This window comes from Paraburkholderia sp. WS6, from assembly GCF_030464835.1.
In the GTDB taxonomy this organism is placed as follows: domain Bacteria; phylum Pseudomonadota; class Gammaproteobacteria; order Burkholderiales; family Burkholderiaceae; genus Paraburkholderia; species Paraburkholderia madseniana.
Genome location: NZ_JALQCK010000006.1, coordinates 140,123 through 164,923, shown reverse-complemented (window position 1 = coordinate 164,923; position 24,801 = coordinate 140,123). Strand labels below are relative to the sequence as shown.

22 protein-coding genes are annotated in these 24,801 nt (G+C 63.2%); 13 read left to right on the top strand and 9 right to left on the bottom strand.

The features are described from left to right. Nucleotides 1-8: 8 nt before the first annotated feature. On the bottom strand, nt 9-1,223 hold the full coding sequence (purT, locus tag M0D64_RS09885; RefSeq protein WP_266257462.1) for a formate-dependent phosphoribosylglycinamide formyltransferase: 1,215 nt from the start codon (nt 1,221-1,223) through the stop codon (nt 9-11). Nucleotides 1,224-1,455: 232 nt separating this feature from the next. Between purT and M0D64_RS09880 the strand changes: the two genes are divergently transcribed. After that, entirely contained in the window at nt 1,456-1,995 is a 540-nt protein-coding gene (locus M0D64_RS09880) for an META domain-containing protein (protein ID WP_266257461.1), read from the top strand. Nucleotides 1,996-2,117: 122 nt separating this feature from the next. Continuing rightward, nucleotides 2,118-5,846: a DNA translocase FtsK gene (locus tag M0D64_RS09875; RefSeq protein WP_266257460.1), complete on the top strand. Its 3,729-nt coding sequence runs from the start codon at nt 2,118-2,120 to the stop codon at nt 5,844-5,846. Between the two features lie 106 nt (nt 5,847-5,952). Here the strand turns inward: M0D64_RS09875 and M0D64_RS09870 are convergent, their stop codons facing one another. Beyond that, nucleotides 5,953-7,248: a lactonase family protein gene (locus M0D64_RS09870; RefSeq protein ID WP_266257459.1), complete on the bottom strand. Its 1,296-nt coding sequence runs from the start codon at nt 7,246-7,248 to the stop codon at nt 5,953-5,955. A gap of 243 nt (nt 7,249-7,491) precedes the next feature. On the opposite strand from M0D64_RS09870, the gene M0D64_RS09865 reads away from it, so the two are divergent. Next, on the top strand, nt 7,492-7,644 hold the full coding sequence (locus M0D64_RS09865) for a DUF3096 domain-containing protein (RefSeq protein WP_154559008.1): 153 nt from the start codon (nt 7,492-7,494) through the stop codon (nt 7,642-7,644). A gap of 265 nt (nt 7,645-7,909) precedes the next feature. Here M0D64_RS09865 and M0D64_RS09860 read toward each other — a convergent pair whose 3' ends face one another. Continuing rightward, nucleotides 7,910-8,155, bottom strand: a complete 246-nt coding sequence (locus M0D64_RS09860; protein WP_054035019.1) for a hypothetical protein — start codon at nt 8,153-8,155, stop codon at nt 7,910-7,912. A gap of 229 nt (nt 8,156-8,384) precedes the next feature. Here M0D64_RS09860 and M0D64_RS09855 point away from each other — a divergent pair, with 229 nt between their 5' ends. Both M0D64_RS09855 and M0D64_RS09850 read left to right on the top strand, forming a co-directional pair. Continuing rightward, nucleotides 8,385-10,265: a glycoside hydrolase family 15 protein gene (locus tag M0D64_RS09855; protein WP_266257458.1), complete on the top strand. Its 1,881-nt coding sequence runs from the start codon at nt 8,385-8,387 to the stop codon at nt 10,263-10,265. 179 nt (nt 10,266-10,444) lie between these two features. Next, nucleotides 10,445-11,722, top strand: a complete 1,278-nt coding sequence (locus M0D64_RS09850; RefSeq protein ID WP_154559006.1) for a polyhydroxyalkanoate depolymerase — start codon at nt 10,445-10,447, stop codon at nt 11,720-11,722. A 96-nt stretch (nt 11,723-11,818) separates the two neighbouring features. Here M0D64_RS09850 and M0D64_RS09845 read toward each other — a convergent pair whose 3' ends face one another. Then, nucleotides 11,819-12,451, bottom strand: a complete 633-nt coding sequence (locus M0D64_RS09845) for a TetR/AcrR family transcriptional regulator (protein WP_154559005.1) — start codon at nt 12,449-12,451, stop codon at nt 11,819-11,821. A gap of 385 nt (nt 12,452-12,836) precedes the next feature. Here M0D64_RS09845 and rsxB point away from each other — a divergent pair, with 385 nt between their 5' ends. From rsxB to M0D64_RS09830, 3 genes are all read left to right on the top strand, one after another. Then, nucleotides 12,837-13,661, top strand: a complete 825-nt coding sequence (gene rsxB / locus M0D64_RS09840) for an electron transport complex subunit RsxB (protein WP_266257457.1) — start codon at nt 12,837-12,839, stop codon at nt 13,659-13,661. A 20-nt stretch (nt 13,662-13,681) separates the two neighbouring features. Then, nucleotides 13,682-14,326 carry an endonuclease III gene (nth, locus tag M0D64_RS09835; RefSeq protein ID WP_074285000.1) on the top strand — a complete coding sequence of 215 codons (645 nt, stop codon included), beginning with the start codon at nt 13,682-13,684 and terminating at the stop codon, nt 14,324-14,326. 200 nt (nt 14,327-14,526) lie between these two features. Then, a complete protein-coding gene (locus tag M0D64_RS09830; RefSeq protein ID WP_154559003.1) occupies nt 14,527-14,961 on the top strand; it encodes a DUF1841 family protein in 435 nt (144 codons plus the stop codon). A 147-nt stretch (nt 14,962-15,108) separates the two neighbouring features. Here the strand turns inward: M0D64_RS09830 and M0D64_RS09825 are convergent, their stop codons facing one another. Beyond that, nucleotides 15,109-15,492 (bottom strand): c-type cytochrome, encoded by a 384-nt coding sequence (locus tag M0D64_RS09825; RefSeq protein WP_154559002.1) that lies wholly within the window; start codon nt 15,490-15,492, stop codon nt 15,109-15,111. A gap of 59 nt (nt 15,493-15,551) precedes the next feature. Next, nucleotides 15,552-15,920 carry a c-type cytochrome gene (locus tag M0D64_RS09820; RefSeq protein WP_154559001.1) on the bottom strand — a complete coding sequence of 123 codons (369 nt, stop codon included), beginning with the start codon at nt 15,918-15,920 and terminating at the stop codon, nt 15,552-15,554. A 425-nt stretch (nt 15,921-16,345) separates the two neighbouring features. On the opposite strand from M0D64_RS09820, the gene M0D64_RS09815 reads away from it, so the two are divergent. The 5 genes from M0D64_RS09815 (at nt 16,346) to M0D64_RS09795 (ending at nt 21,537) form a co-directional block, all read left to right on the top strand. Then, nucleotides 16,346-17,188: a MoxR family ATPase gene (locus M0D64_RS09815; RefSeq protein WP_093639389.1), complete on the top strand. Its 843-nt coding sequence runs from the start codon at nt 16,346-16,348 to the stop codon at nt 17,186-17,188. Nucleotides 17,189-17,263: 75 nt separating this feature from the next. After that, nucleotides 17,264-18,439 carry a VWA domain-containing protein gene (locus tag M0D64_RS09810; protein ID WP_266257455.1) on the top strand — a complete coding sequence of 392 codons (1,176 nt, stop codon included), beginning with the start codon at nt 17,264-17,266 and terminating at the stop codon, nt 18,437-18,439. 44 nt (nt 18,440-18,483) lie between these two features. Further along, nucleotides 18,484-19,704: a benzoate/H(+) symporter BenE family transporter gene (locus M0D64_RS09805; RefSeq protein ID WP_266257454.1), complete on the top strand. Its 1,221-nt coding sequence runs from the start codon at nt 18,484-18,486 to the stop codon at nt 19,702-19,704. A 172-nt stretch (nt 19,705-19,876) separates the two neighbouring features. Then, nucleotides 19,877-20,830 carry a transaldolase gene (gene tal, locus M0D64_RS09800; protein ID WP_154558998.1) on the top strand — a complete coding sequence of 318 codons (954 nt, stop codon included), beginning with the start codon at nt 19,877-19,879 and terminating at the stop codon, nt 20,828-20,830. Between the two features lie 287 nt (nt 20,831-21,117). Beyond that, complete coding sequence (locus M0D64_RS09795; protein ID WP_266239390.1) at nt 21,118-21,537, top strand: VOC family protein; 420 nt, start codon at nt 21,118-21,120, stop codon at nt 21,535-21,537. A 135-nt stretch (nt 21,538-21,672) separates the two neighbouring features. Here the strand turns inward: M0D64_RS09795 and M0D64_RS09790 are convergent, their stop codons facing one another. From M0D64_RS09790 to M0D64_RS09780, 3 genes are all read right to left on the bottom strand, one after another. Continuing rightward, the gene (locus M0D64_RS09790; protein ID WP_266257453.1) at nt 21,673-22,797 is read right to left on the bottom strand and encodes an FUSC family protein; all 1,125 of its coding nucleotides are present in this window, start codon (nt 22,795-22,797) and stop codon (nt 21,673-21,675) included. A gap of 124 nt (nt 22,798-22,921) precedes the next feature. Then, nucleotides 22,922-24,472, bottom strand: coding sequence for a monocarboxylate uptake permease MctP (gene mctP / locus M0D64_RS09785; RefSeq protein ID WP_266257452.1), 1,551 nt, complete (start codon nt 24,470-24,472; stop codon nt 22,922-22,924). Further along, the gene (locus M0D64_RS09780; RefSeq protein ID WP_175052778.1) at nt 24,472-24,711 is read right to left on the bottom strand and encodes a DUF3311 domain-containing protein; all 240 of its coding nucleotides are present in this window, start codon (nt 24,709-24,711) and stop codon (nt 24,472-24,474) included. Before M0D64_RS09780 ends, mctP begins: the two co-directional genes overlap by 1 nt. Between the last annotated feature and the right edge of the window lie 90 nt (nt 24,712-24,801).

The following is a 24,801-nucleotide window of genomic DNA, read 5'->3' as shown; positions in this document are numbered from 1 at the left end:
GACGCGCCTTACTTCGTGGAAACCGGCCGCACCGCCGCCGCGGCCTGCTTCGCGCGCGAGCGTGCTTCTTCGGTCGTCTCGCCAGTGGCCAGCGCCACGCCCATGCGGCGCTTGACGAAGCTCTCCGGCTTGCCGAAAAGCCGCAGATCCGCATTCGGCACGGCCAACGCCGCCGCGACACCTTCGAAAGCGATCGCCGTTTCGTCCAGGCCGCCGTAAATCACCGCCGACGCGCCCGGCGCCCGCAGCGACGTATCCACCGGCAAACCGAGAATCGCGCGCGCATGCAGTTCGAACTCCGAGAAGCGTTGCGAGCACAGCGTGACCAGACCGGTATCGTGCGGACGCGGACTCACTTCCGAGAACCATACGTCATCGCCACGCACGAAAAGTTCCACACCGAACAGGCCCCTGCCGCCCAATGCCGCAGTGACTTTGTGCGCCACTTCGCGCGAACGTTCCAGCGCGAGCGGGCTCATCGGCTGCGGCTGCCACGATTCGACGTAGTCGCCCGCCACCTGCACGTGCCCGATCGGGTCGCAGAAATACGTGCTGACTTCACCGCTCGCCGGATCGATCGCGCGCACGGTGAGTTGCGTGATTTCGTATTCGAAGTCGATAAAACCTTCGACGATCACCCGGCCGTGATTCACGCGGCCACCCGCCATCGCATATTGCCAGGCGGGTTCGACGTCCGCGTCGCTCTTCAGCACCGACTGCCCCTTGCCCGACGACGACATCACCGGCTTCACGACGCACGGATAGCCGACTTTGGCGATGCCCGCGCGCAGTTCCTCGAGCGAATCGGCGAACGCGTACGGCGAGGTCGGCAGGCCGAGTTCTTCAGCGGCCAGACGGCGGATGCCTTCGCGGTTCATCGTGAGTTGCGTGGCGCGCGCGGTGGGGATCACTTCGGCGAGGCCGTCGGTTTCGATGGCGGCGAGTGCATCGGTCGCGATGGCTTCGATCTCGGGGACGATCAGGTGCGGACGCTCCTGTTCGACCAGCGCGCGCAAGGCGGCGCGGTCGGTCATGTCGATCACGTGCGAGCGATGCGCGACCTGATGACCCGGCGCATTCGGATAACGGTCGACGGCGATCACTTCGACGCCCAGCCGTTGCAGCGCGATGATCACTTCCTTGCCGAGCTCGCCGGCGCCGAGCAGCATGACGCGCGTGGGGGATTCAGAAAGGGGCGTGCCGATCCGTTGGCCGATCTGCATGGGGTCTCCAGATAAAAGTCGGATGAGGGTGGGATTAGGTGGAACACGATGTTAACATGCGCACCCCGCACCGCGCCTTGCTCGCCGAGTCCGCGTTGCTATCTGCGCATTAGGCGCTGCGGCGCGCGCCGCGACGCACGTGTTTAAGTCCGTTCTCACGCCGTTGCGCTCGCGTGCGGCGTGCCGAGTGCGTTACCCTTACGCCTTCGCCAGTTTGAAGAGGAACGACGCCATGCTCCAAAGCTCCTCCGCGCGAGGTGTTGCGCGCTTCATCCCTTTTGCGCGCACGGCCATCGCCGCGTTGAGCGTCGCCGCGCTATGCAGCGCGTGCGCCATCCCGAAGCACCCCGACTCGGAGGCCGCACCGCCCGATCCGTTCAACCCGGCCGCCACCCAGTTGCTCGACGACACCAGTTGGGTACTCACCGGCTGGAAACAGGCCGACGGCACGGCCCGCGCGATTCCGTCCGCGGATCAGGGCGCGCCGATCACGCTCGTGCTCTCCACCGACAAAGGCCAGCGCCACGCCAGCGGCTTTTCCGGCTGCAACCGCTACATGGGCTCGTATGCGCTGAAAGACGGCAAGCTGAGCTTCGGCACCCTGGGCGGCACGCGCATGGCGTGTGCGACGCCGGGCGGGCAGATCGAAGGTTCGTATCTCGACGCGCTGAACCACATCGACCGCACCGGCGTGCAGATGCGCGCGCCGCAGCAGATGCAACTGGTGCTCGACAACGGCGACACGCTCACATTCGACCGCAGCGCCAAGTGATCGGTACGCGGTTCGTTCCATTTGGCGCAGGCATACTTGCGTCTGCCTTCGAAGCATCGGGCTTCGCCGGTTAAACTCGACGGATTGCGTTCTTGCGCGTCCGTCATTCGTTGATGTCTAGTATGCACACGGTAGTTTTCGGCTGGTTCGGCGGGTCGGCCGTCTGGTTCATTCCTCTTTTCTGGCGCCTCGTGAAGTCGGTGCTGCCGGGCGGCGCAGGTTTGCGCGGCCCCGGCACGATCCGCCTTTGGCTCGGCTTCGTCTGCGTCCTGGTGGCAAGCTGCGCGCTGGAGGCGTCGTTGATCGGCGTGGCCGGCGTGAATGGCTTCGGCCATGCGCTGGCGGCGGGCTTCGGTCATCTGCTCGGACACATCGGCACGCCGCTCGCGGCGCTTGCCCTGCTCCTGATCAGCCTGCCCTGGCTGATCGACTTCCGCTGGCGCGACGTCGCCGTGTGGGCCGACGGTGCATTCGGCCTCGGCTTGTCCCGCGGCCTCGCGAAACGCGACGAGGAAGCGCGCCGCCATCGCAGTGTCGATGACGGTTTGCCGTCGCATATGTCGCCGTCCAGCAACACCATGGCGCCCAAAAGCAATGGACGTTATGCGCGCCCGACCGTCTGGCGGCCGACGGCGAACGGCCGCAACGCGGCTGCGGCTGCCGGTGCGGCAGGTGCCGCCGCGGCCAGGGACGCAGCGGCGCGTGGCGCTGGGGCGAACTGGCGCGCCGGCGCAGTGAAGACGCGCAGCCAGTCCGCCCAGGCGGAGCCGGTGCTGCGTACGTCCGCCGCGACACCACCGCGCCAGGCGCCACGGCAAGTGCCGACGCAGACGACGACGCCGACACACTTGCAGAACGCGGACAGGACCGCATGGATGCCGGCCGAACCAGTCGCGCCGGCCGGATGGTTGCGTGATTCGGCAACGGCGCCGCGTGCGCCCGCATCTGCAGCCGGTTCGCCAGCGGGATCAGGAACGACAGCGACTCCGGCTCGCGATGGCGCATCGCAGGTTGGTCGGCGCTCTGCTGGCGAGCAACGTCCGGTGGGATCGTCGGGCTCGGGCGTGGCGGGTTTCGGGGGCGCAGTCGCTGCGCCGGCTGCTGCAGCGCAAGCGGCGCACGCCTTCGCGGCAACGCGGATGGTGTCAGGCTCGGTAGCCGGTTCGGCGGCGAACGCCTCGGCTGACGCAGGCCGTCCGTCGACGGCGCCGGGTTCAGCCGCCAGTGCAGGATCTTCTGGAAGTCGCTCTACGGCTGCCCAGCAGCCGTTCTCGCCCGCTCCGCGCGCGGACACCAACACCGCGCCGGCGCAGACAACGCGGCGTCCGGCTCCGTTCAGCACGCCGGCTCCGAGTTATACCCGGCCGATGGCGACCGAGCAAAAGGTCACGCCGCCCGCCAGCGTCCAGGAGACGCTTCGCAGCATCGCGGAAAACGCCGCGCGCTGGACCGACATTGCCGGCGTCAGCCTCGCGCGCAGCAGCGGCGCGGAAAACGCGATCGTCACGACGACTCTGGACGCTCTGACGGGTACCGAGCCACCGGTCGAGGCTGGGCAATCGGACGTAGCTTCGTCTTCACATGCGAACGAAGTCGAAATGGCCGCAGTGCCGGATGTAAGCGCGCCTTTGCAGGACGTAGTCGAGGCTGCGCCGGACCACCATGCAGCGACGCAATCGCCCGTCGAAACGCCGCGAATCGAAGGCGCCTCTGAAGCGCCGGTCGAGGACGATACCGAGCCTGTCGTGCAATGGCCGATTGAACCGCCGGTTATCCAGGCGCCGTTGGTTGCGACACACACGCCAGCCACGCAGTATGCAGCGCCGGTGCCAACGCCAACGCCATTTCAAATCTTCGCAGCCCAACTGGAAGCCAGTGACGCGCAAACGGACGTGCCGCCGTTCGTCGAAGACGAACCGACGCAAGCGCACAGAGCGACGTCCGTGCCGGTTGCCGAAGTCGTCATCGAAAAACCGCTCGCGCCCTGGGAAACCAGCATCGATGCTGTCGCGCCAGTCGACGCGGCAATGACGAACGCCCCTGCCCTATCGGATGTATCGGACGTATTGGAAACAGTGGACGTAGCCGACGATTTGAACTCGTCGGCCGCCTCGGACGCTTCGGCCATCGTTGCCGCAGTAGAACCGCAAAGCGACGTATCGCACGCGTCGAACGTGGTTCGTTTCCCTGGCTTCGCAGTTCAGGCAGCACCAGCGACCTCGGCCACCATCGTCGACGAACCCTCGACCGAGCGCACCGACCCTGCGGAGCCCGCTGAGCCTGTAGAACCCACCGAACCCACAATCCAGCGCACGCCGCTGCGCGGCCACGCCCCCGCCAACGGCTTCGAATTCCGCGCGCCCGCGGCATCGATGGTCGAGTTGCCGACGCTCGATCTGCTCGCGCGCGCCGACACCGACGTCGAACCCGTGTCAGAAGAAAAGCTCATCGAAACCGGCCTGCTGATCGAGCAGCGTCTGCAGGAATTCAAGGTGCCGGTCACCGTGGTCGGCCATTCGGCCGGCCCGGTCATCACGCGCTTCGAAGTCGAGCCGGCGCTCGGCGTGCGCGGCAGTCAGATCGTCGGCCTGATGAAGGACTTGTCGCGCGGCCTCGGTCTCACGTCGATTCGCGTGGTCGAGACAATTCCCGGCAAGACCTGCATGGGCCTCGAGTTGCCGAATGCCAAGCGGCAGACGATTCGCCTGTCCGAAATCCTCGAAGCCAGCGTCTACCAGAACTCGCATTCGCAGTTGACGCTGGCGATGGGCAAGGACATCACCGGCCATCCGGTGGTCGCCGATCTGGCGAAGGCGCCGCACATGCTGGTTGCGGGCACAACGGGTTCGGGCAAATCGGTGGCGATTAACGCGATGATCTGCTCGCTGCTTTACAAGGCGACGCCCGAAGAAGTGCGGCTCATCATGATCGATCCGAAGATGCTGGAACTGTCGGTGTACGAAGGCATTCCGCATCTGCTCGCGCCGGTCGTCACCGACATGAAGCTGGCCGCCAACGCGCTGAACTGGTGTGTCGGCGAAATGGAAAAGCGCTACCGTCTGATGTCCGCGGTCGGCGTGCGCAACCTGGCCGGCTTCAATCAGAAGATCCGCGATACGGAAGCCAAGGGCAAGAAGCTCGGCAACCCGTTCTCGCTGACCCCGGACGCACCCGAGCCGCTCGCGCCGCTGCCGCTGATCGTCGTGGTGATCGACGAGTTGGCCGACCTGATGATGGTCGCCGGCAAGAAGATCGAAGAACTGATCGCGCGCCTCGCGCAGAAGGCGCGCGCCGCCGGCATCCACCTGATTCTGGCGACGCAGCGTCCGTCGGTGGACGTGATCACCGGCCTCATCAAGGCCAACATTCCGACGCGTGTGGCGTTCCAGGTGTCGTCGAAGATCGACTCGCGCACGATTCTCGATCAGATGGGCGCCGAATCGCTGCTCGGCCAGGGCGACATGCTGTTCCTGCCGCCGGGCACGGGCTACCCGCAGCGCGTGCACGGCGCGTTCGTCGCCGACGAGGAAGTGCACCGGATCGTTGAGTATCTGAAGCAGTTCGGCGAACCGCAATACGAGGAAGGCATTCTCGACGGCCCGGCCACTGAAGGTGCGTCGCCCGATCTGTTCGGCGACACGCCGGATGCCGAAGCCGATCCGCTTTACGACGAAGCCGTCGCCTTCGTGGTGCGCACGCGGCGCGCGTCGATCTCGTCGGTGCAGCGGCAATTGCGCATCGGTTATAACCGCGCGGCGCGTCTTGTCGAGCAGATGGAAACGGCGGGCCTGGTGTCTGCGATGGGCATCAACGGCAGCCGTGAAGTGCTTGCACCGGGACCGGCGGAATAAACGGGACGGTCCGGTCGCCACCAACCAAAGCCAGACAAAAAAACGGGTCGCTCGAAGCGACCCGTTTTTTATTCAACGCGCGGATTCAGATCGTCAGCAACCCACCTCACGACGGCGACACCAGCTTGAAGTCCACCGGCGAATCGATCTCGATACGTTTCGGATTCGCTTCGAGCAACCCACTCTGTTGATCGCGCTTGAACACATACACGGTGCCGCTGTTCTGATTGCCGACGATCAACCAGTTGCCGGTCGGGTCGATCGCGAATTCGCGCGGCGACTTGCCGAGGCTCGACTGGTGCCCGATCTTCTTCAGATGGCCGTTGGCCGGATCAACCGAGAAGATCACGATCTCGTTCGCATCGCCGCGATTGGTGGCGTAAAGGAAGCGTCCGTCCGGCGACAGATGAATGGCCGCGGCGCCTACTGCGCCCTTGAAGCCGGGCTCGATCAGCGAACTCGTTTGCACCTGCGTGAGCTTGCCGTCGGCGTAATTGAAGGTGCTGACCGTAGCAGCCAGTTCGCTAGTCAGATAGGCATGCTTGCCGTCCGCGCCGAACACCAGGTGACGCGGGCCCGTGCCTGCTTTCTCCTGGGTGTAGCGCCAATCGGTCGGGCCGAGCAGGCCGCGGCTGCCGTCCGGCGTGTAGCGGTACGAATACAGCTTGTCGGCGCCAAGGTCCTGCGCGAACAGGTAGTGACCGTCCGGCGAGAACACGGTTGAGTGAACGTGCGAGTTGTCTTGACGTCCCTTCACAGGACCGCCGCCTTCATGATGCACCGTGAGCACCGACGCGCCCACCTGGCCGTCCGCCTGCAATGGGAACACCGCGAAGCTGCCGCCCGGGTCGGCCGCCACCGAGTAGTTCGCGGTCAGCAGATATTTGCCGTCCGGCGACAGGCTCAGATAGCACGGGTCATTGCCGTCCGACGAGACCTTGTTGAGAAAGCTCAGTTGGCCGCTCGCGGCATCGAAGCGAAACGCGCTGATGCCGCCGCGCTGCGTGGCCGGGCCGTTGTCGCCGGGCAATTCGTTGACCGCATAGACGAAGCGCCGGTCACGGCTCACCACCAGATACGACGGATTGACCGTCTGCGCGACCGACACGCGGGTCGCTTCGCCCGTCTTCGTGTCGAAGCGATAGACGTACAGCCCTTCGCTCTTGCCAGCCGTGTAAGTACCGACCAGCATGTCATAGACGCCATCGGCGGGAGCCGGGCCGGAATCTTGCGCAAACGCATGCGAAGCAACAATCGAGACCATGAGCACGAAACCTTTTATTATCGAGCGGGCGGAGCGCAGAGGAGCTGGCCGCCCGCCGCGCCATGAGGTGGATTGAGCAGCAGAAGGCAAAGGAGAGCTTGAGACAGCACGCATTGCAGCACGGTGACTACGAAGCATACGACCTCCTCTTCATCGGTTATTCGGTTGTAATGGTGTCTCTGGTCTGCCGCGCAATCGGTCGAATTGTTTTGTCGAGGCAAGTATAAAAGCGTTGCGTCGGATCATGCAGCGAATCCGGCGGGCCGCGTAGGCCGGGCCGCGTTCGGCTGGCCGGCCTGCCGGTTCATGCTTAGCAATTGTCCCGCCTGACGGGGCGTTTTTTTCAACCGCGTCTCACCCATCTCACACTACGGAGTTTTCATGAACGTCACACTCAGCCTGGGCCCGCTGGTTTCGTTGATCGCCGGCATTCTGATTCTCGTCATGCCGCGCCTGTTGAACTACATCGTCGCGCTCTATCTGATCATCATCGGCATCATTGGGATCTTCGGCATGGGGTCGTCGCACTTCTAGGCGGCGGCAGTCAGCCATGGAAGCTGCAAGAAGGGACACACGACCGGGCGCAGTGCCGGCCCGGAAATGTCTCGCACGAACGGGGGGCCGGTGCGGGATATGGCGCGCGTACTGATAGCGGCTGTGGCAATGCAACACGTGGCACAGCGAAGCGGTACGGGCGCGACAGAGTCGCATCGGACGCAATGCGCCAGATGCGAGACAACTGCGGACAGCCGCATGGCGCGAGCCCGCGCAATGGAGAAAGGCAGAAACGGAGAAACGGTCAGCCGTTCGAAAGCTGATCCAGCCGCAAACGCCCCTGCAACGACAATCCGCCGACGGCATAATGGCCGTCACCTTCCTGATGACGGCGGAAGCAGGCCCGTTCGATCAGAAAGGCCGCCGCAGCCAGCATTCCGTTGCGGCTCAGGCCCAGCCGGCCATGTTCGAGCGGCAACATCGAATCGTCAGCCAGTTCGCTGGCGGCGGAGAGAATTGTGATGCAATCGGATTTCGACGGGTTCAGCATTGCTTGGGTCCTCGAAAACGGCTTTTGCATGCGCCATGGGCAAGGCCGACGCATGATCCGGCGAACTCCGAGCATCGGCATGAAAATTGATTGTAGGCAGTGATTTGACAATTACCAACCCGCGTTTTGCCGCATTGCGCGCTGAACCAAAACGCATCGCGCGGGTCCGGTAACACAATGACCCCCAGCGCGGCGGCCTTCGCCTCGCATAAAACAGACACGCTCCCCCATGCCCGCACTCATCGAAGACTATGCGCTCATCGGCGACGGCCACACGGCCGCGCTCGTCTCCCGCGAGGGTTCGGTCGACTGGCTCTGCTGGCCGCGCTTCGACTCCGGCGCGTGTTTCGCCGCCCTGCTCGGCACGCCCGACAACGGCCGCTGGCTGATTTCGCCAGTCCCCGATACGCCGCCCACGATCACGCGCCGTTATCGCGGCGAGACGCTGGTTCTGGAAACCGATTTCGAAACGCCCGAAGGCGCGGTCACGCTGATCGACTTCATGCCGCCGGGCAACGGCTGGTCGGAGATGGTGCGGATCGTGGTTGGCAAACGCGGCACGGTGCGCATGCAGATGGAACTGGTGCTGCGCTTCGACTACGGTTTTTCGATTCCGTGGGTGGATCGCCTGAAGCACGACAGCGGCATCAAGGCGATCGTCGGCCCTGACACGGCGGTGCTGCGCACGCCGGTCGAACTGCGCGGCGAAAACATGAAAACCATCGCGACGTTCACGGTGAGCGAAGGCGAGCGCGTGCCGTTTTCGCTGGCCTATGCGGCTTCGCATCTGCGCATTCCGCCAGGACGCGATCCGCACACGTCGCTTGCCCGCACCGAGAACCATTGGCTCGAATGGTCGGCGCGCAGCACGGTCGAGGGCAAATGGGCCGCGCAGATCCGCCGCTCGCTGATTACGCTGAAGGCGCTGGCGTACGAGCCGACCGGCGGCATCGTCGCCGCGCCCACCACGTCGCTGCCGGAACAGTTGGGCGGCACGCGCAACTGGGACTACCGCTATTGCTGGCTGCGCGACGCCACCATCACGCTGCTCGCGATGATGCGCGGCGGCTATTACGACGAAGCGCGCGCATGGCGCAGCTGGCTGGGCCGCGTGATGGCCGGCGCGCCGGATCAATTGCAGATCATGTACGGGATCGCCGGCGAGCGGCGCCTGCCCGAATTCGAAATCGACTGGCTGCCGGGTTATCAGGACGCCAAACCCGTGCGGATCGGCAACAACGCGGTCGGGCAGCGCCAGCTCGACGTCTACGGCGAAGTGATGAACGCGCTGCATCTCGCGCGCGTCGGCGGCCTGCAGGCGGACGACACCGCATGGAACGTGCAGCGCGCGTTGCTCAGCCATCTCGACACGATCTGGCAAGAGCCGGACGAAGGCATCTGGGAAACCCGTGGCGGCCGCCAGCACTTCACCTTCTCCAAGGTGATGGCGTGGGTCGCCTACGACCGCGCCATCCGGTCCGCCGAAATGTTCAAGCTGGAAGGCCCACTCGATGAATGGCGCGCAACCCGCGCGACAATCCACGCGGAAGTCTGCGCGAAGGCGTGGAATCCGGCGCTTAATGCGTTCTCCCAGTCCTACGGCAGCGATCAGCTCGATGCGAGCGTACTGCTGATGCCGTTGGTCGGCTTCCTCCCGCCGACGGATCCGCGCGTCAAGGGCACGGTGGCGGCGATCGAAAAGGACTTGATGCACGACGGCTTCGTGATGCGCTACCGCACCACTGAATACGACGACGGTCTGCCGCCTGGCGAAGGCACCTTCCTCGCGTGCTCGTTCTGGATGGTGGACAACCTGGCGCTGCAAGGCCGCATCGATGAAGCCGTCGCGATGTACGAACGGCTGCTCGGCCTCTGCAACGACGTCGGTCTGCTGGCGGAAGAGTACGATCCGACCGCGAAACGCCTGGTCGGTAATTTCCCGCAAGCGTTTTCGCATGTGGCGCTGGTGCACACCGGCCTGAACCTGATGAAGCACGAACAGGCGATGGCCCAGGCGACCGGGCAGCCACCGCATAACGGCACCATGACAGAGGAACTTGAGGCTGCGGCAACCCCGGATAGCGGCGCGGCGGCATCGTCAGTACCATGATTTAATGTCAGTTTGCGCGCAGCCCGCACGCAAATTGCTGCATTGCACAAGTACGCTTTGTTCAGTATGATCGAGCAGACTGTTGGCCGAAAATCAATGTGCCTACAACCAATACGGCCTGCCGCAACGCCACACGCGTGTTTGCCAAGCCCCATGCGAACCGCTTAAACGGAGCACCCATGCTCTACCAACTGCACGAATTCCAACGGGCGATGTTGAGCCCCCTTACCGCCTGGGCCCAGGCTGCGTCGAAATCGTTCGCGAATCCCGCCAGCCCGTTAGCCTATGTGCCCGGTGCCACACGCCTCTCAGCCGGTTACGAACTGCTCTACCGGCTTGGCAAAGATTACGAAAAGCCTGAGTTCAACCTTCATCAAATTGTCAAAGACGGTCACAACATTCCGATCATCGAACAAACGATCATCGAAAAACCGTTTTGCCGCCTGATGCGCTTCAAGCGTTTCGCGGACGACAGCGACGCTGTTACCCAATTGAAAGATGAGCCGGTCGTGCTGGTGTGCGCACCGTTGTCAGGGCACCACGCCACGCTCCTGCGCGATACCGTGCGCACGTTGCTGCAAGACCACAAGGTCTACCTGACCGACTGGATCGATGCACGCATGGTGCCGCTCGAAGAAGGCGAGTTTCACCTCGACGATTACATCGCTTACATCCAGGAATTCATCCGCCACATCGGCGCGAAGAATCTGCATGTGATCTCGGTATGCCAGCCCACCGTCCCGGTGCTCGCCGCCATTTCGCTGATGGCGAGCCGCGGCGAAGACACGCCGCGCACCATGACCATGATGGGCGGCCCGATCGACGCGCGTAAGAGCCCGACCTCGGTCAACTCGCTCGCCACGCAGCACTCGTACGAATGGTTCGAAAACAACGTGATCTTCACGGTGCCGCCGAGCTACCCGGGCGTGGGCCGCAAGGTTTACCCGGGCTTCCTGCAGCACACCGGCTTCGTCGCGATGAATCCTGAGCGCCACGCAGCTTCGCACTGGGACTTCTACCAGAGCCTGCTGCGCGGCGACGAAGACGACGCGGAAGCGCATCGCCGCTTCTACGACGAGTACAACGCCGTACTCGACATGGACGCGGACTATTACCTCGACACGATCCGCGTGGTGTTCCAGGACTTCAGCCTGGCCGAGGGCACGTGGGACGTCGCGGGCGAACGGGTGCGTCCGCAGGACATCACGAAGACCGCGCTCTTCACGATCGAAGGCGAGCTGGACGATATCTCCGGCGACGGTCAGACGTTCGCCGCGCAAGAGTTGTGCAGCGGCATTCCGGAGAAGAACAAGCGTCACTTCACCGCGGAAAAATGCGGCCACTACGGCATTTTCTCGGGCCGCCGCTGGCGCACCATCATCTATCCGCAGTTGCGCGACTTCATCCTCGAGCACAACAAGGCGCCGAAGGTAGCGAAGGAAAAAGTCGAAGCCTGAGCACCCCGCGCGCAGAGATAAACAACGGCCTCTTCTTCAGAGGCCGTTGTCGTTTCTGACGCTTCTTATGCCGTCGATGCGCGGTCGCGCTGCAGCTTACTTCCGCAACAGATACGCAAGCAGCAACTCGGTGTTCATCTGAATGAGTTCGCTGCGTTCGCCCGCACTGCTGAAATCGCGGCCGAGTGTCGCCTCGAGCGTGAAGCGGTTCGACACGATGTAGTAGCCCATGCCGGACAGCGTCACGTAAAAGCGCAGCGGATCGACGTTGGTGCGAAACAGCCCCGCGCGTTGACCCCGCTCAAGAATGCCGCCGAGCGTGGCGACAATCGGCGAAATCATTTCGCGGATGCGCGTGGACTTCTGCATGTAGCGTGCCTCATGCAGGTTCTCGTTATTGACGAGACGCAGTAACTCGGGATGATCGCGGTAGTAATCCCAAACAAAATGCGCGAGACGTGTCACCGCCTCGACCGGTGCGACACCGTTCAGTTCGAGCGTTCGTTCCGCTTCATTGAGCGCGCTGAATGCGTGCTCGAGTACAGCAGTGAAAAGCTGCTCCTTGCTACCGAAGTAGTAATAGAGCATGCGTTCATTAGTTTCCGCGCGGCGGGCAATCTGATCGACGCGTGCGCCGAACAACCCTCCATTTGCAAACTCTTCGGCCGCCGCAAGCAGAATGCGGCGCCGCGTGCCTTCAGGATCTCTTTTGATTTTCGGCTGATTCATGGTGGCATCGTCTTCGTGAGCCGCGTTATCCGGATCGCGCCGCCGGCCTCTCCTCGGGCCTTGCACCGACAGCACTGAACGGGCTGGTTGGGGGAACACCCTTATGCGGTCTTTCGAAAAAGCGCTTCGATTATGGCACATGGATTGCGGATGGCAATTGGGGAAATCGGCGATAATGTGCTATTTAGTTCAAGCCCAGCGCTTGCGCTTAGTTGCAGCCTCAGTTGCACAAATTCGCGCCTCTATTCGTGTCTGTATTTGCCTATATTGGCGCGTGTTTGCGCGCTTTCGCAGCGCTTTTGTGTTGCCCCGGCCTGCCGCGTGTTTTCCCTAATCCGCGCACGGCATGCCGTGCGGCCACGAGGCAAGCCCCAACGTCGTGACCGTGACCGATTCCAGAACACTCGCAGACCGCATCGAAGATCTGCTGCCCCAAACGCAATGCACGAAGTGCGGCTATCCCGCATGCCGCCCGTATGCCGAAGCCGTCGCACATGGCGAAGCCGACTACAACCAGTGCCCGCCGGGTGGTGCCGAAGGCATCGCGCGCCTTGCCGCACTGCTCGGCAAGCCGGTGATCCCGCTCAATTCCGCCAACGGCGTCGAACGGCCGCGCCCGTTGGCGGTTATCGACGAACAAGTTTGCATCGGCTGCACGCTGTGCATGCAGGCCTGTCCGGTCGATGCAATAGTTGGTGCACCGAAACAGATGCACACCGTGATCGCCGAGCTCTGTACCGGTTGTGACCTGTGCGTGCCCCCCTGCCCGGTCGACTGCATTGCGATGCCGCCGGTCACGGGTGAAGCAACCGGCTGGGACGCATGGAGCCAGAGCCAGGCCGACGCCGCGCGCGAGCGCCACAACCGGCGTGAAGCCCGTCTCGCCCGCGAACGCGAAGCTGCGGAGGCGCGTGCTGCAGCGCGGCGAGCGGTCAGCAGCGCGCCCGCTCAGGTGATGGAAACCGGTGCCGCAGCAACACCCGCCGCGCCTGCAGCGGACTCCGCCGAAGCGAAGAAACGCGCGATCATCCAGGCCGCGCTCGAACGTGCACGCCAGAAGAAAGAAGAGTTGGCCGCCAAGGGCCAAGGTCCGCAGAACACCGAGCGCGTCAGCGCCGACGTGCAGGCGCAGATCGATGCCGCCGAAGCACGCCGCCGCCGTCTCGGACTCGCTGCGGACAACACCGACACTCCGCCAAAGAAGCGCTAACCCTTAACTCTACGCTGCGCATGAACGCGAACAAACGCCGCGCCATCTACGAGACGCTTCAGAGTCTCAACCCGCATCCCACGACCGAGCTCGAGTACACCACACCGTTCGAACTGCTGATTGCCGTGCTGCTGTCCGCGCAGGCCACCGACGTGTCGGTGAACAAGGCGATGCGCAAGATGTTCCCGGTCGCGAACACACCGCAGAAGGTCTTCGACCTTGGCGAGGAAGGGGTTGCCGGCTACATCAAAACGATTGGCCTCTATCGGACCAAGGCGAAGAATGTGATCGCAACCTGCCGCATTCTGCTCGACCAGTACGGCGGCGAAGTACCGGAGGATCGTGAGGCGCTCGAAAGCTTGCCGGGGGTCGGGCGTAAAACGGCGAACGTGATCCTGAATACGGCATTCGGTCATCCGACCATCGCTGTCGATACGCATATCTTTCGGGTTGCGAATCGAACCGGGCTCGCACCTGGCAAAGACGTGCGCGCGGTCGAAGCGGCGCTGGAGAAATTCACGCCCGCCGAGTTCAAGCAGGATGCCCACCATTGGCTAATTCTGCATGGCCGCTATGTATGCAAAGCGCGCCGTCCGGAATGCTGGCACTGCGTGATCGAGCCGCTATGCGAATTCCGGCCCAAGACGCCGCCGCCGGATCTTTGAGGGCGGTACCGTTCGGCGAGCGCACGAGCAGACGCCGCATCGCCGTGGCGCGTTGGTCCGGCGCGTACGCGGCACGCACTCAGTGCGTCCGCGGCCTCCGCCGCGCTTCGGTCCGTTGACGCGCCGCCAGCAAGCCGCCCTGCGTCGGCGTAAAATCACCCCCTTCCAACCCGCCTCACACCCAACGCACCGTTCCCACGATGTTCAATCCCAGCCGCGACGAAGTCCGCCAATTTTTCACCGACACCTGGCGCAAGCAGCGTCAAGGCGAGATTCTGACGCCGCTCGAAGCGATCGCTGCCGACTGGATCGTCGAGCATCCGGAATATCACGCCGATCTCACCAGCACGGAAACCGCCCAGGCGCAGGACTACTCGCCCGAACGCGGCCAGACCAACCCGTTCCTGCATCTGTCGATGCATCTGGCGATCACCGAACAGTTGTCGATCGACCAGCCGCCGGGCATTCGCGCGGCGCACGAGCGGCTTGCTGCCCGGCTCGGCTCGACCCATGAGGCACAGCACGCGATCATGGATTGCCTCGGCGAAACCATCTGGGAGGCGCAACGCACCGGCACCCCGCCGGACACGGACGCGTATTTGCAGCGCATCGAGCGGCGCGCCACGCGGGACTGAGGCAACTAGGGCGACTATGGCGGCCAGAGGTTGTCAGCACGCCCGCGGAACTTGCCCCCGCACCAAATCCCAGCCCCAAAAGCACAACACCCCGCCGAAGCGGGGTGTCGTTCAATCTGAAAATCGTGCAAAAACAGCGCAGCGCGATTACTTCTTCTGCACCAGCGCGCCGTCCAGCGATTCGATGTAGGCGGCGATGTCTTTCATGTCGCTTTGCGACAGGCTTTGTACCTGCGCCTGCATGATCGCGTTGTTGCGACCGAGGTGCGGGTTGCCGTTGCCCATCTGATACTGGCGCAGCGCCCAGTAGACATAGTCTGAGTGCTGACCGGCGAGCTTCGGATATTCCGGACTCACCGGCTTGTTCAGGTTGACGCCGTGGCAAGCCGCGCAGTTGTGGCTGTCTGCCAGCACCTTGCCGTTGCCGGCGTCTGCGGCGTGCGCGACGTTCGCTGCAACCAGACCGATGACTGCCGCCGACGCGCATGCAGCCTTGAACACCGTGTGGAGTGCCTGTTGGGGCTTATTCATGAATTCTCCTATCCCGCGAATATAAATAGCCGAGTGACCGGTTGGATGACCGCAGCCGATCACTTGTCGGGATTGCTCTTCGAAGAGGAATTTTGCGCTGCGTAGTAGGCAGCGATGTCGGCGATGTCCTGATCCGACAGCGACGCGGTGATTGCGCGCATCGTTTCGAAGTGGCGGTCGCCCTTCTTGTAGCCGTGCATGGCGTTCTCGAGGTATGCCTGATTCTGGCCGCCGAGCATGGGCACGCGGTAGACCTCAGGGTATGCCGTGCGGTATTCAGGGATGCCGTGGCAGCCAATACACATCGCGACCTTGCCTTGGCCCGCCTTCGCGTTGCCGACGACATCCGCTGCCTGCGCACTGGCCGCATAGCCCGCGAGCACCGACAGCGCTGCGATCACGACGTGTTTGCCGACGAATTTATTCATAGCATGTAACCTGGCTTGAGGGGAAACGGGCGCCCGAAAAGGCAACGGCCCGCGCCGTTATTCTTATAGGGTAGCCACGCAGGCCAAAAAAATCGGGCTAATTGTACCGCGACGCCGCGCCGAACGTCCACCGCGCGGGGCGAGAGGCGTATCCGGCCGCCGCAAAACCACGGCTAGCGCCATTTTGCTCCGCCACGCCGGTTCCGCATGGCTTCGTGCCGCCCGCTGCGAACCGCCCGCCCGGCCCACGACGCCCGGCGCGCCCGCCCACCGGGCACGCCGGGCGAGCACGGACTGCTCGCGAACGCCGCATAGGCACGTGAACCGGCGTCCAGCACCGCGGGTGACACCTTACGCCAGGCTGATTCAGCCCAACAGGCCTTCTGACTTATACTGGGTTTTTTCCCAAAAAAGAGCATCTCGCCATGCGTTTTGAAGGCTCATCGCAGTACGTCGCCACTGACGACCTCAAGCTCGCGGTCAACGCCGCGATGACGCTGAAGCGCCCGTTGCTGATCAAGGGCGAACCCGGCACCGGCAAAACCATGCTCGCCGAAGAGGTCGCCGCCGCGCTCGGCATGCCGCTGTTGCAATGGCATATCAAGTCCACCACCAAGGCCCAGCAAGGCCTGTACGAGTACGACGCGGTGTCGCGCCTGCGCGATTCGCAACTCGGCGACGAGCGTGTCAAGGACATCCGCAACTACATCGTCAAGGGTGTGTTGTGGCAGGCGTTCGAGTCGGAGGAGCAGACGGTGCTCCTGATCGACGAGATCGACAAGGCCGACATCGAATTCCCGAACGACCTGCTGCGCGAACTCGACCGCATGGAGTTCTACGTGTACGAGACCCACGAGCTGATCCGCGCGAAACAGCGCCCGCTCGTGATCATCACGTCCAACAACGAGAAGGAACTGCCGGACGCGTTTCTGCGCCGCTGCTTTTTCCACTACATCAAATTCCCCGACCCGGTGACCATGCAGCAGATCGTCGAGGTGCACTACCCAGGCATCAAGAAGGAACTGCTTGCCGCGGCGATGCAGAGCTTCTTCGAGTTGCGCAACGTCGCCGGTCTGAAGAAGAAACCGTCCACGTCGGAACTGCTCGACTGGCTGAAGCTGCTGCTCGCCGAGGACATTCCGCCCGAAGCGCTGCGCTCGTCCGACCAGAAGCAGATCATCCCGCCGCTGCACGGCGCGCTCCTGAAGAACGAGCAGGACGTGAGCCTGTTCGAGCGGCTGATCTTCATGAACCGCAACAACCGTTGATGAACCGTTGATTGATCGCGAATACCCGTTGATGAGCGCGGCGCACCGCCCACTCGCCGCCGCCGAGGACACAGCATGCTGATCGACTTCTTCTACTCGCTGCGCGCGGCCAAACTGCCGGTGTCGGTGAAGGAATACCTGACGCTGCTCGAAGCGCTCAAAGCCAATGTGATCGCGCCGTCGCTCGACGAGTTCTACTATCTCGCACGCATCACGCTGGTCAAGGACGAGCAGTATTTCGACAAGTTCGACCAGGCGTTCGGCGCGTATTTCAACGGCGTCGCGCAAGCCTCGGAGCTCGCCTTCGACGTCCCGCTCGACTGGCTCAAGAAGAAGCTGCAACGCGATCTGTCGCCCGAAGAAAAAGCGCAGATCGAAGCGATGGGCGGCCTCGACAAGCTGATGGAGCGCCTGAAGGAACTGTTCGACGAACAGAAAGAGCGCCACGAAGGCGGCAACAAATGGATCGGCACGGGCGGCACCTCGCCGTTCGGCAACGGCGGCTACAACCCGGAAGGCGTGCGCATCGGCGGCGACGCGGCGGGTCAACGCACGGCGGTGAAGGTGTGGGAAGCGCGCGCCTACCGCGATTACGACGACCAGGTCGAAATCGGCACGCGCAACATCAAGATCGCCCTGCGCCGCCTGCGCCGTTTCGCACGCGAGGGCGCGGCCGAAGAGCTCGATCTGCCCGACACGATCCGCAGCACCGCGGCGAACGCCGGCTGGCTCGACCTGAAGATGGTGCCGGAGCGGCACAACAAGGTGAAAGTGCTGATGCTGCTCGACGTAGGCGGCTCGATGGACGATCACATCAAGCGCACCGAAGAACTCTTTTCCGCCGCCAAGGCCGAATTCAAGCATCTCGAGTTCTATTACTTCCACAACTGTGTGTACGACTTCCTGTGGAAGAACAATCGCCGCCGTCACGCCGAACGCATGCCGACGTGGGACCTGCTGCACAAGTTCACGCCCGACTACAAGCTTATCTTCGTCGGCGACGCGACCATGAGCCCCTATGAAGTGCTGCAACCGGGCGGCTCGGTCGAGTACAACAACGCCGAAGCCGGCGCCGTGTGGCTGCGCCGCCTCGCCGATCATTTCCCGCATTACGCGTGGCTCAATCCGGAGCCGGAAGGTTTGTGGGCGTACCGGCAGTCAGTCAGCGCGATCCGGGAAGTGCTCGGTCATCGCATGTATCCGCTCACCCTCGCCGGACTCGAAACGGCGATGCGCATGCTGAGCAAGTAATCAGGTCAGTTCACGTTTTTCTCCAACTATAAGAAAGCTTCTGCATGAGTCAGTCTTCATCGCCCGTTTTGTCCCCTGCCGACGTACACCCCGGGCCGCTCAGACCGTTTGCCGATACGTCCTTGTCCACCCTCGTCGCCGGCTTCGTCGCGATGATGACGGGCTACACCAGTTCGCTCGTGCTGATGTTCCAGGCCGGCCAGGCCGCCCATCTCACCGATGCGCAGATTTCGTCGTGGATCTGGGCATTGTCGATCGGCATGGCCGTCTGCACGATCGGCCTTTCACTGCGCTTTCGCGCACCGATCGTGATTGCCTGGTCGACGCCCGGCGCGGCGCTGCTGGTGTCGTCGCTGCCGCATGTGACCTACCCTGAGGCGATCGGTGCGTTTATCGTGTGCGCGCTGTTGCTGACTCTGGTCGGCCTGACCGGCTGGTTCGACACGCTGATGAAGAAAATCCCGGCAGGCATCGCTTCCGCTTTGCTGGCGGGCATTCTGTTCGAGATCGGCATCGAGATTTTCCGCGCGGCGCAGTTTCAGACCGCGCTCGTGCTGGCGATGTTCTTCACCTATCTGATCGTCAAACGCCTCGCGTCGCGCTATGCGATCGTGACGACGCTGGTCGTCGGCACGGCGCTCGCCGGTGGGCTCGGGCTGCTCGACTTCAGCCGCTTTCACGTCGCGCTCGCCCACCCGGTGTTCACGATGCCGGCGTTTTCGGTCGCGGCGAGCATCAGCATCGGCATTCCGCTTTTCGTCGTCGCGATGGCGTCGCAAAACGTGCCGGGGATCGCCGTGCTGCGCGCAGACGGCTACACCGCGCCTTCCGCGCCGCTGATTTCGACGACCGGCATCGCCTCGCTGCTGCTCGCGCCGTTCGGCTCGCACGGCATCAATCTTGCGGCGATCACAGCGGCGATCTGTACCGGCCCCGAAGCGCACGAAAACCGCGACAAGCGTTACACCGCAGCAGTCTGGTGCGGTATTTTCTATCTGATTGCCGGGATTTTCGGCGCGACCATCGCCGCACTGTTCGCCGCCTTGCCGAAGGCGCTGGTGGTCTCCGTTGCGGCGCTGGCGCTGTTCGGCTCGATCATGAGCGGCCTCGCCAACGCCATGCAGGACCTGAAGCAACGCGAGGCGGCGCTGGTGACGTTTATGGTGACGGCTTCCGGCCTCACCCTGCTGTCGATCGGCTCGGCGTTCTGGGGGCTGGTGGCGGGCGTGCTGACGCAACTGGTGCTGAACGCCCGGCGCGCCTGAATCCGCCATAGAATAGAAGCATCCGGCAGCGCTTTCCGTCAAAATTCCCCGGCAACATGACGGGCAAACGCTGCAGCGTGACCCGCGGCCACCGGAACGGTTTGTCTTTTCCATCCGGTGGCGATCTCATTTCTCCTGAACCACGGCGCACGCGCGCCATGAAGGCTCGAACATGACAACCGCACTCGACCAACTCAAGCAATACACCACCGTCGTGGCCGATACCGGCGACTTCCAGCAGCTTGCCCAGTACAAGCCGCAGGACGCGACCACCAATCCGTCGCTGATTCTGAAAGCCGTCCAGAAAGACGACTACAAGCCGCTGCTCGAAAAGACTGTGAAGGCGCATGCGTCGAAGCCGGTCGGCGCAATCATCGACCAGTTGCTGATCGCATTCGGCACCGAAATTCTCAAGATCATCCCGGGTCGTGTGTCGACCGAAGTGGATGCACGCCTGTCGTTCGACACCGAAGCGTCGATCGCCAAGGGCCGCGAGCTGATCGCCCTGTACAAAGAACACGGCATCGGCCGCGAACGCGTGTTGATCAAGCTGGCCTCCACGTGGGAAGGCATCCGCGCCGCCGAAGTGCTGCAAAAGGAAGGCATCCACTGCAACATGACGCTGTTGTTCTCGCTCGCGCAGGCCGCCGCCTGTGCCGAAGCGGGTGCGCAACTGATCTCGCCGTTTGTCGGCCGTATCTACGACTGGTACAAGAAGAACGCCGGCAGCGCGTGGGACGAAGCGAAAGACGGCGGCGCCAACGATCCGGGCGTCAAATCGGTGCGCCGCATTTACGCGTACTACAAGAAGTTCGGCTACAAGACCGAGGTGATGGGCGCGAGCTTCCGCACCCCGGGCCAGATTCTGGAACTGGCCGGCTGCGATCTGCTGACCATCAGCCCGGATCTGCTGCAAAAGCTGCAGGAGAGCACCGAGCCGGTCGAGCGCAAGCTGTCGCCTGAAATGGGCAAAGGCGTGGACATCGAACGCGTGCCGGTCGACGAATCGTCGTTCCGTTTCCTCGTCAACGACGAAGCGATGGCCACCGAAAAGCTCGCTGAAGGCATCCGCGCGTTCGCGGCAGACGCCGTCAAGCTGGAAAAAATGATCGAAGCGCTGCGTTAGGCTTCGGCTTAGCCTTCGCCGCTTAAGTACGCGGTTGCACATGCGGTCGTGCACTTAGAAGCGAGCTGGGTCGCGCACCTGGTTGAATACGCGGCCCTGAGCCATCCGGTTCAGGGCCGCGTGCCGTTTACAACCGCACATCCGATACCTGTCCGCGCCACTGCTTCTTACGAAATAAAGTCACAATTGCTGCCCCAACGGACGACTACAATCGTCTGCACGCCCGCCCCTCGATACCATTTGCCGAAGGAGCGCGGCGCCGCTGATCCATATCCCGGGAGACGATCATGTACGTTCAGCCTTACGTATTTTTCAACGGACGCTGTGAAGAAGCGCTCAAGTACTACACAGAGAAGCTCGGCGCCGAGGTATTGCTACTGATGCGCTACAAGGACGCGCCGCCCAGCGCCGACCCGGAGAACCAGCCGCGCCCCGGTCTGGAAGAAAAGATCATGCACGCCACGATCAAGCTCGGCTCGACCAACTGGATGGCCTCCGACGGCCACTGCGACCCGCAGGCCACGTTCAGCGGCTTCAGCCTCTCGCTGACGGCTGACGACGCCGCCTCGGGCGAAAAATATTTCAACGCGCTGGCCGACGGCGGTTCGGTGACGATGCCGTGGCAAGCCACCTTCTGGAGCAAGGGCTTCGGGATGGTGGTGGACCGCTTCGGTCTCGCGTGGATGGTGACGCTGCCGGATGCCTGAGCGCGTCATGCAAGGCTGCATGGTTGCGGCTGCGGCGGTGTGCCGACGCGATCGCCGTAACCATGCAGCCGCCGTGCTGTATGTAGCCGCAGCCTGTCAGGCCGCCACACCGGCTCACCCGGACAACGTGAAAAGCTAAGCCTTCTGCAAAACGTGCGAACGCCGCTCGATGTCCCAGTTCGGCTCGGTCTCCAGCAACAAGGCGCGCAACCGCTCCACCTGTTCGGCTAAGCGCTGCCCGAGCCAATACGGCCCCTGCAAGTCGGGCGGCAATTCTAGCGCCGCGTCGCCGTGCGCCTGAGCAAGCGGCGACGCGGCCGGAATGCCGAAGTGCGTCGCGCGGCCAAAGCGCAGGCCGCGCGCCATTGCCAGCAGAATGCCGCGCACGGCAAGCACCTCAACGCCGCACGCCCGCACATACGCAGCGCGCGCCGCGGCATCGGCGCGCATCAGCGGGCCGATCGCCAGCAATTCCAGCGAACTGAGCACCGAACGGTGCAGCCGCTGGATCTCCTCGAGCCGGGCCTGCGGCACATCGATCTCCTTCGCCACCGAAGGCATCAGCGAGCGCAGCTGAACCAACCGCTTGTTGATCGCGAGGAAGCGTTTGACCTGTTCGTCCTCGTTGATCGTCTCCCCTTCCAGCAGACGGGTGTAAATCTGCGCGCAGGCCCGCAGATTGTCGGCGATCCCGTAACGCCACGAATAAGTCGCGTGCAGCGGCAACACGAACGAAAACACCAGCGCGATTACAATGCCGATCAGCACGTTCAGCGTGCGCCATAGACCGACGTCGATCAGATTGTCGCCATGGCCCGCGACGATGCACATCGTAATCGCCGCCAAGAGACCGATATACCCCGACGAACCGATCGCGAACCATGCGCAGATCCCCGCGACGATCGACATCAGCACATAGGTGAGCGGCAGCGAGCCAAGCAGATTCTGCTGCAGGATCAAGAGCAGCCCGATCGACGCGCCGAGCAGCGTCCCCGCGGCCCGGTCGGCAGCCTTCTTGCGGATATTGCCGTGATGCTGCAAGCCGCCGATCACCACCAGCAGGGTCACCGACGACCAGATGCCGTGAGGAATGTTGATACCGGTGGTCGCGAGAATCGACACCAGCATCGCGACGCCGACGCGCAGGCTATGCAGCACCTTCGCGTGGCGATAGCGGTAGTACGGCGACGTGATCGTTCGCACAATGCGGCTAATGGCCGAGCGGCGGACAACGACACGGGGGGAATCGGCAGAAGCCATGGCTCGCGCGAAGGACGCTTTGAAGGACGGTTCCGCTATCGTGCCCTGGAGTGCCCCGGAAAGACAAACGCCCGCAAACTTTTGTCTGCGGGCGTTGCTTTTCCGGCGAGATGGAACGGCTGACTTAGCCTTCGACCACGTCCAGATAATCTTCCGGACGGGTACGGTCCTCGGCGCGCTGCATGCCGAACATGCGCACCAGCAGGCTCACCACGACCGACACCACCAGGTTGACGATCAGCGACCACACCGCCGCGTAGCCCGGAATCGCCATGCCGAACAGGTGAATCGTGAAGATCGAACTCGCCAGCTTCAGCGAAATCGCCATCCACGTGCCGGTTGCGATGCCGACCGCCCAGCCGATCAGGAGGCCGCGGTAGTCGAGCACACGCGTGTAGAGACCCAGCACGATCGCCGGCAGTGTCTGGATGATCCAGATGCCGCCCAGCAGTTGCAGCTGAATCGCGTACGTGAGCGGCAGACCGAGAATGAACGCGACGGCGCCGACCTTGACGATCAGCGACACCAGCTTCGCGACGTTGGTCTCCTGCTCATGCGACATATTGCGGTTCACGAACTCCTTGTGGATGTTGCGCGTGTACAGGTTCGCTGCCGCAATCGACATGATTGCCGCCGGCACCAGCGCGCCGATACCGATCGCCGCGAACGCCACGCCGACGAACCACGACGGGAAGAAGTGCAGGAACAGCGCCGGTACCGCGAAGTTCGGGCCGAACGCCTTGAAGTACGGAGCGAATTCCGGCATGTCCTTCACACCTGCCGCCAACGCCATGAAGCCCAGCAGCGCGAGCAGACCGAGCACCAGCGAGTAGGCCGGCAGCATCGCCATGTTGCGGCGGATCGTGTTACCCGACTTCGACGACAGCACCGCGGTGATCGAGTGCGGATACAGGAACAGCGCGAGCGCCGAACCCACCGCAAGCGTCGCGTACGCGCTGTAGCCGTTCAGGCTCGACACGTCCGGCGCTTTCAGCAGCAGCTTGGCCGGCGGCACCACGCTGAAGATATGGCCGAAGCCGCCCAGTTGCGGCGGAATCACGATGACCGCGGCAAAGATCACGACATAGATCAGCACGTCCTTGACGACCGCGATCATGGCCGGCGCGCGCAGGCCCGACGTGTACGTGTAAGCCGCCAGAATCGCGAACGCGATGATCAGCGGCAGATCGCCGACGAAGCCCTTGGTGTCGAAACCCAGCGCGCCGATCACCACTTCGATACCGACCAGTTGCAGCGCGATGTACGGCATCGTCGCGACAATGCCGGTCACGGCGATCGCCAGCGCCAGCATGCGGCTGCCATAGCGAGCCGAGACGAAGTCGGCCGATGTCACGTAACCCTGACGTTTGGCGATGCTCCACAGTTTCGGGAACACGACGAACGCGAACGGATAGATCAGGATCGTGTACGGCAGCGCGAAGAAACCCGTTGCGCCCGCACCGAACACCAGTGCCGGCACGGCGATGAAGGTGTAAGCGGTGTACAGGTCGCCGCCCAGCAGGAACCACGTGACGATGGTGCCGAAGCGCCGGCCGCCGAGGCCCCACTCTTCCAGATGGGCCAGGTCGCCCTTGCGCCAGTGGGCCGCGACGAAGCCGAGAATGGTGACGCCAATAAAAAACAGGACGAAGACGAAAGTTGCGGTGGCGTTCATTATTGTGCGCCCCCTTGCGAGCTGCCCGTCGAGCGGGTCTTGGTCTTGAAGTACACGAGCGCCGTGATGATCGCGCTGATCAACACCCACAGCAGTTGGTACCAGTAGAAGAACGGAAAATCGAACAGTTGCGGTTCGACCTTGTTATATGACGGCACCCAGATCATCGCGATCCAGGGCAACAGCAGCAACCAGAGCCAGTGCTTGCTGGCCTTGTTCGCGTCGGCGTCGTGAGCCATGACGTCTCCTCTTCCCTATTATTGAAATGTTGGCCCGTGTGTGGACGGGTGGTGGATGTCCCGTCGCAGGTAGGCCACGGGTACCCCGAA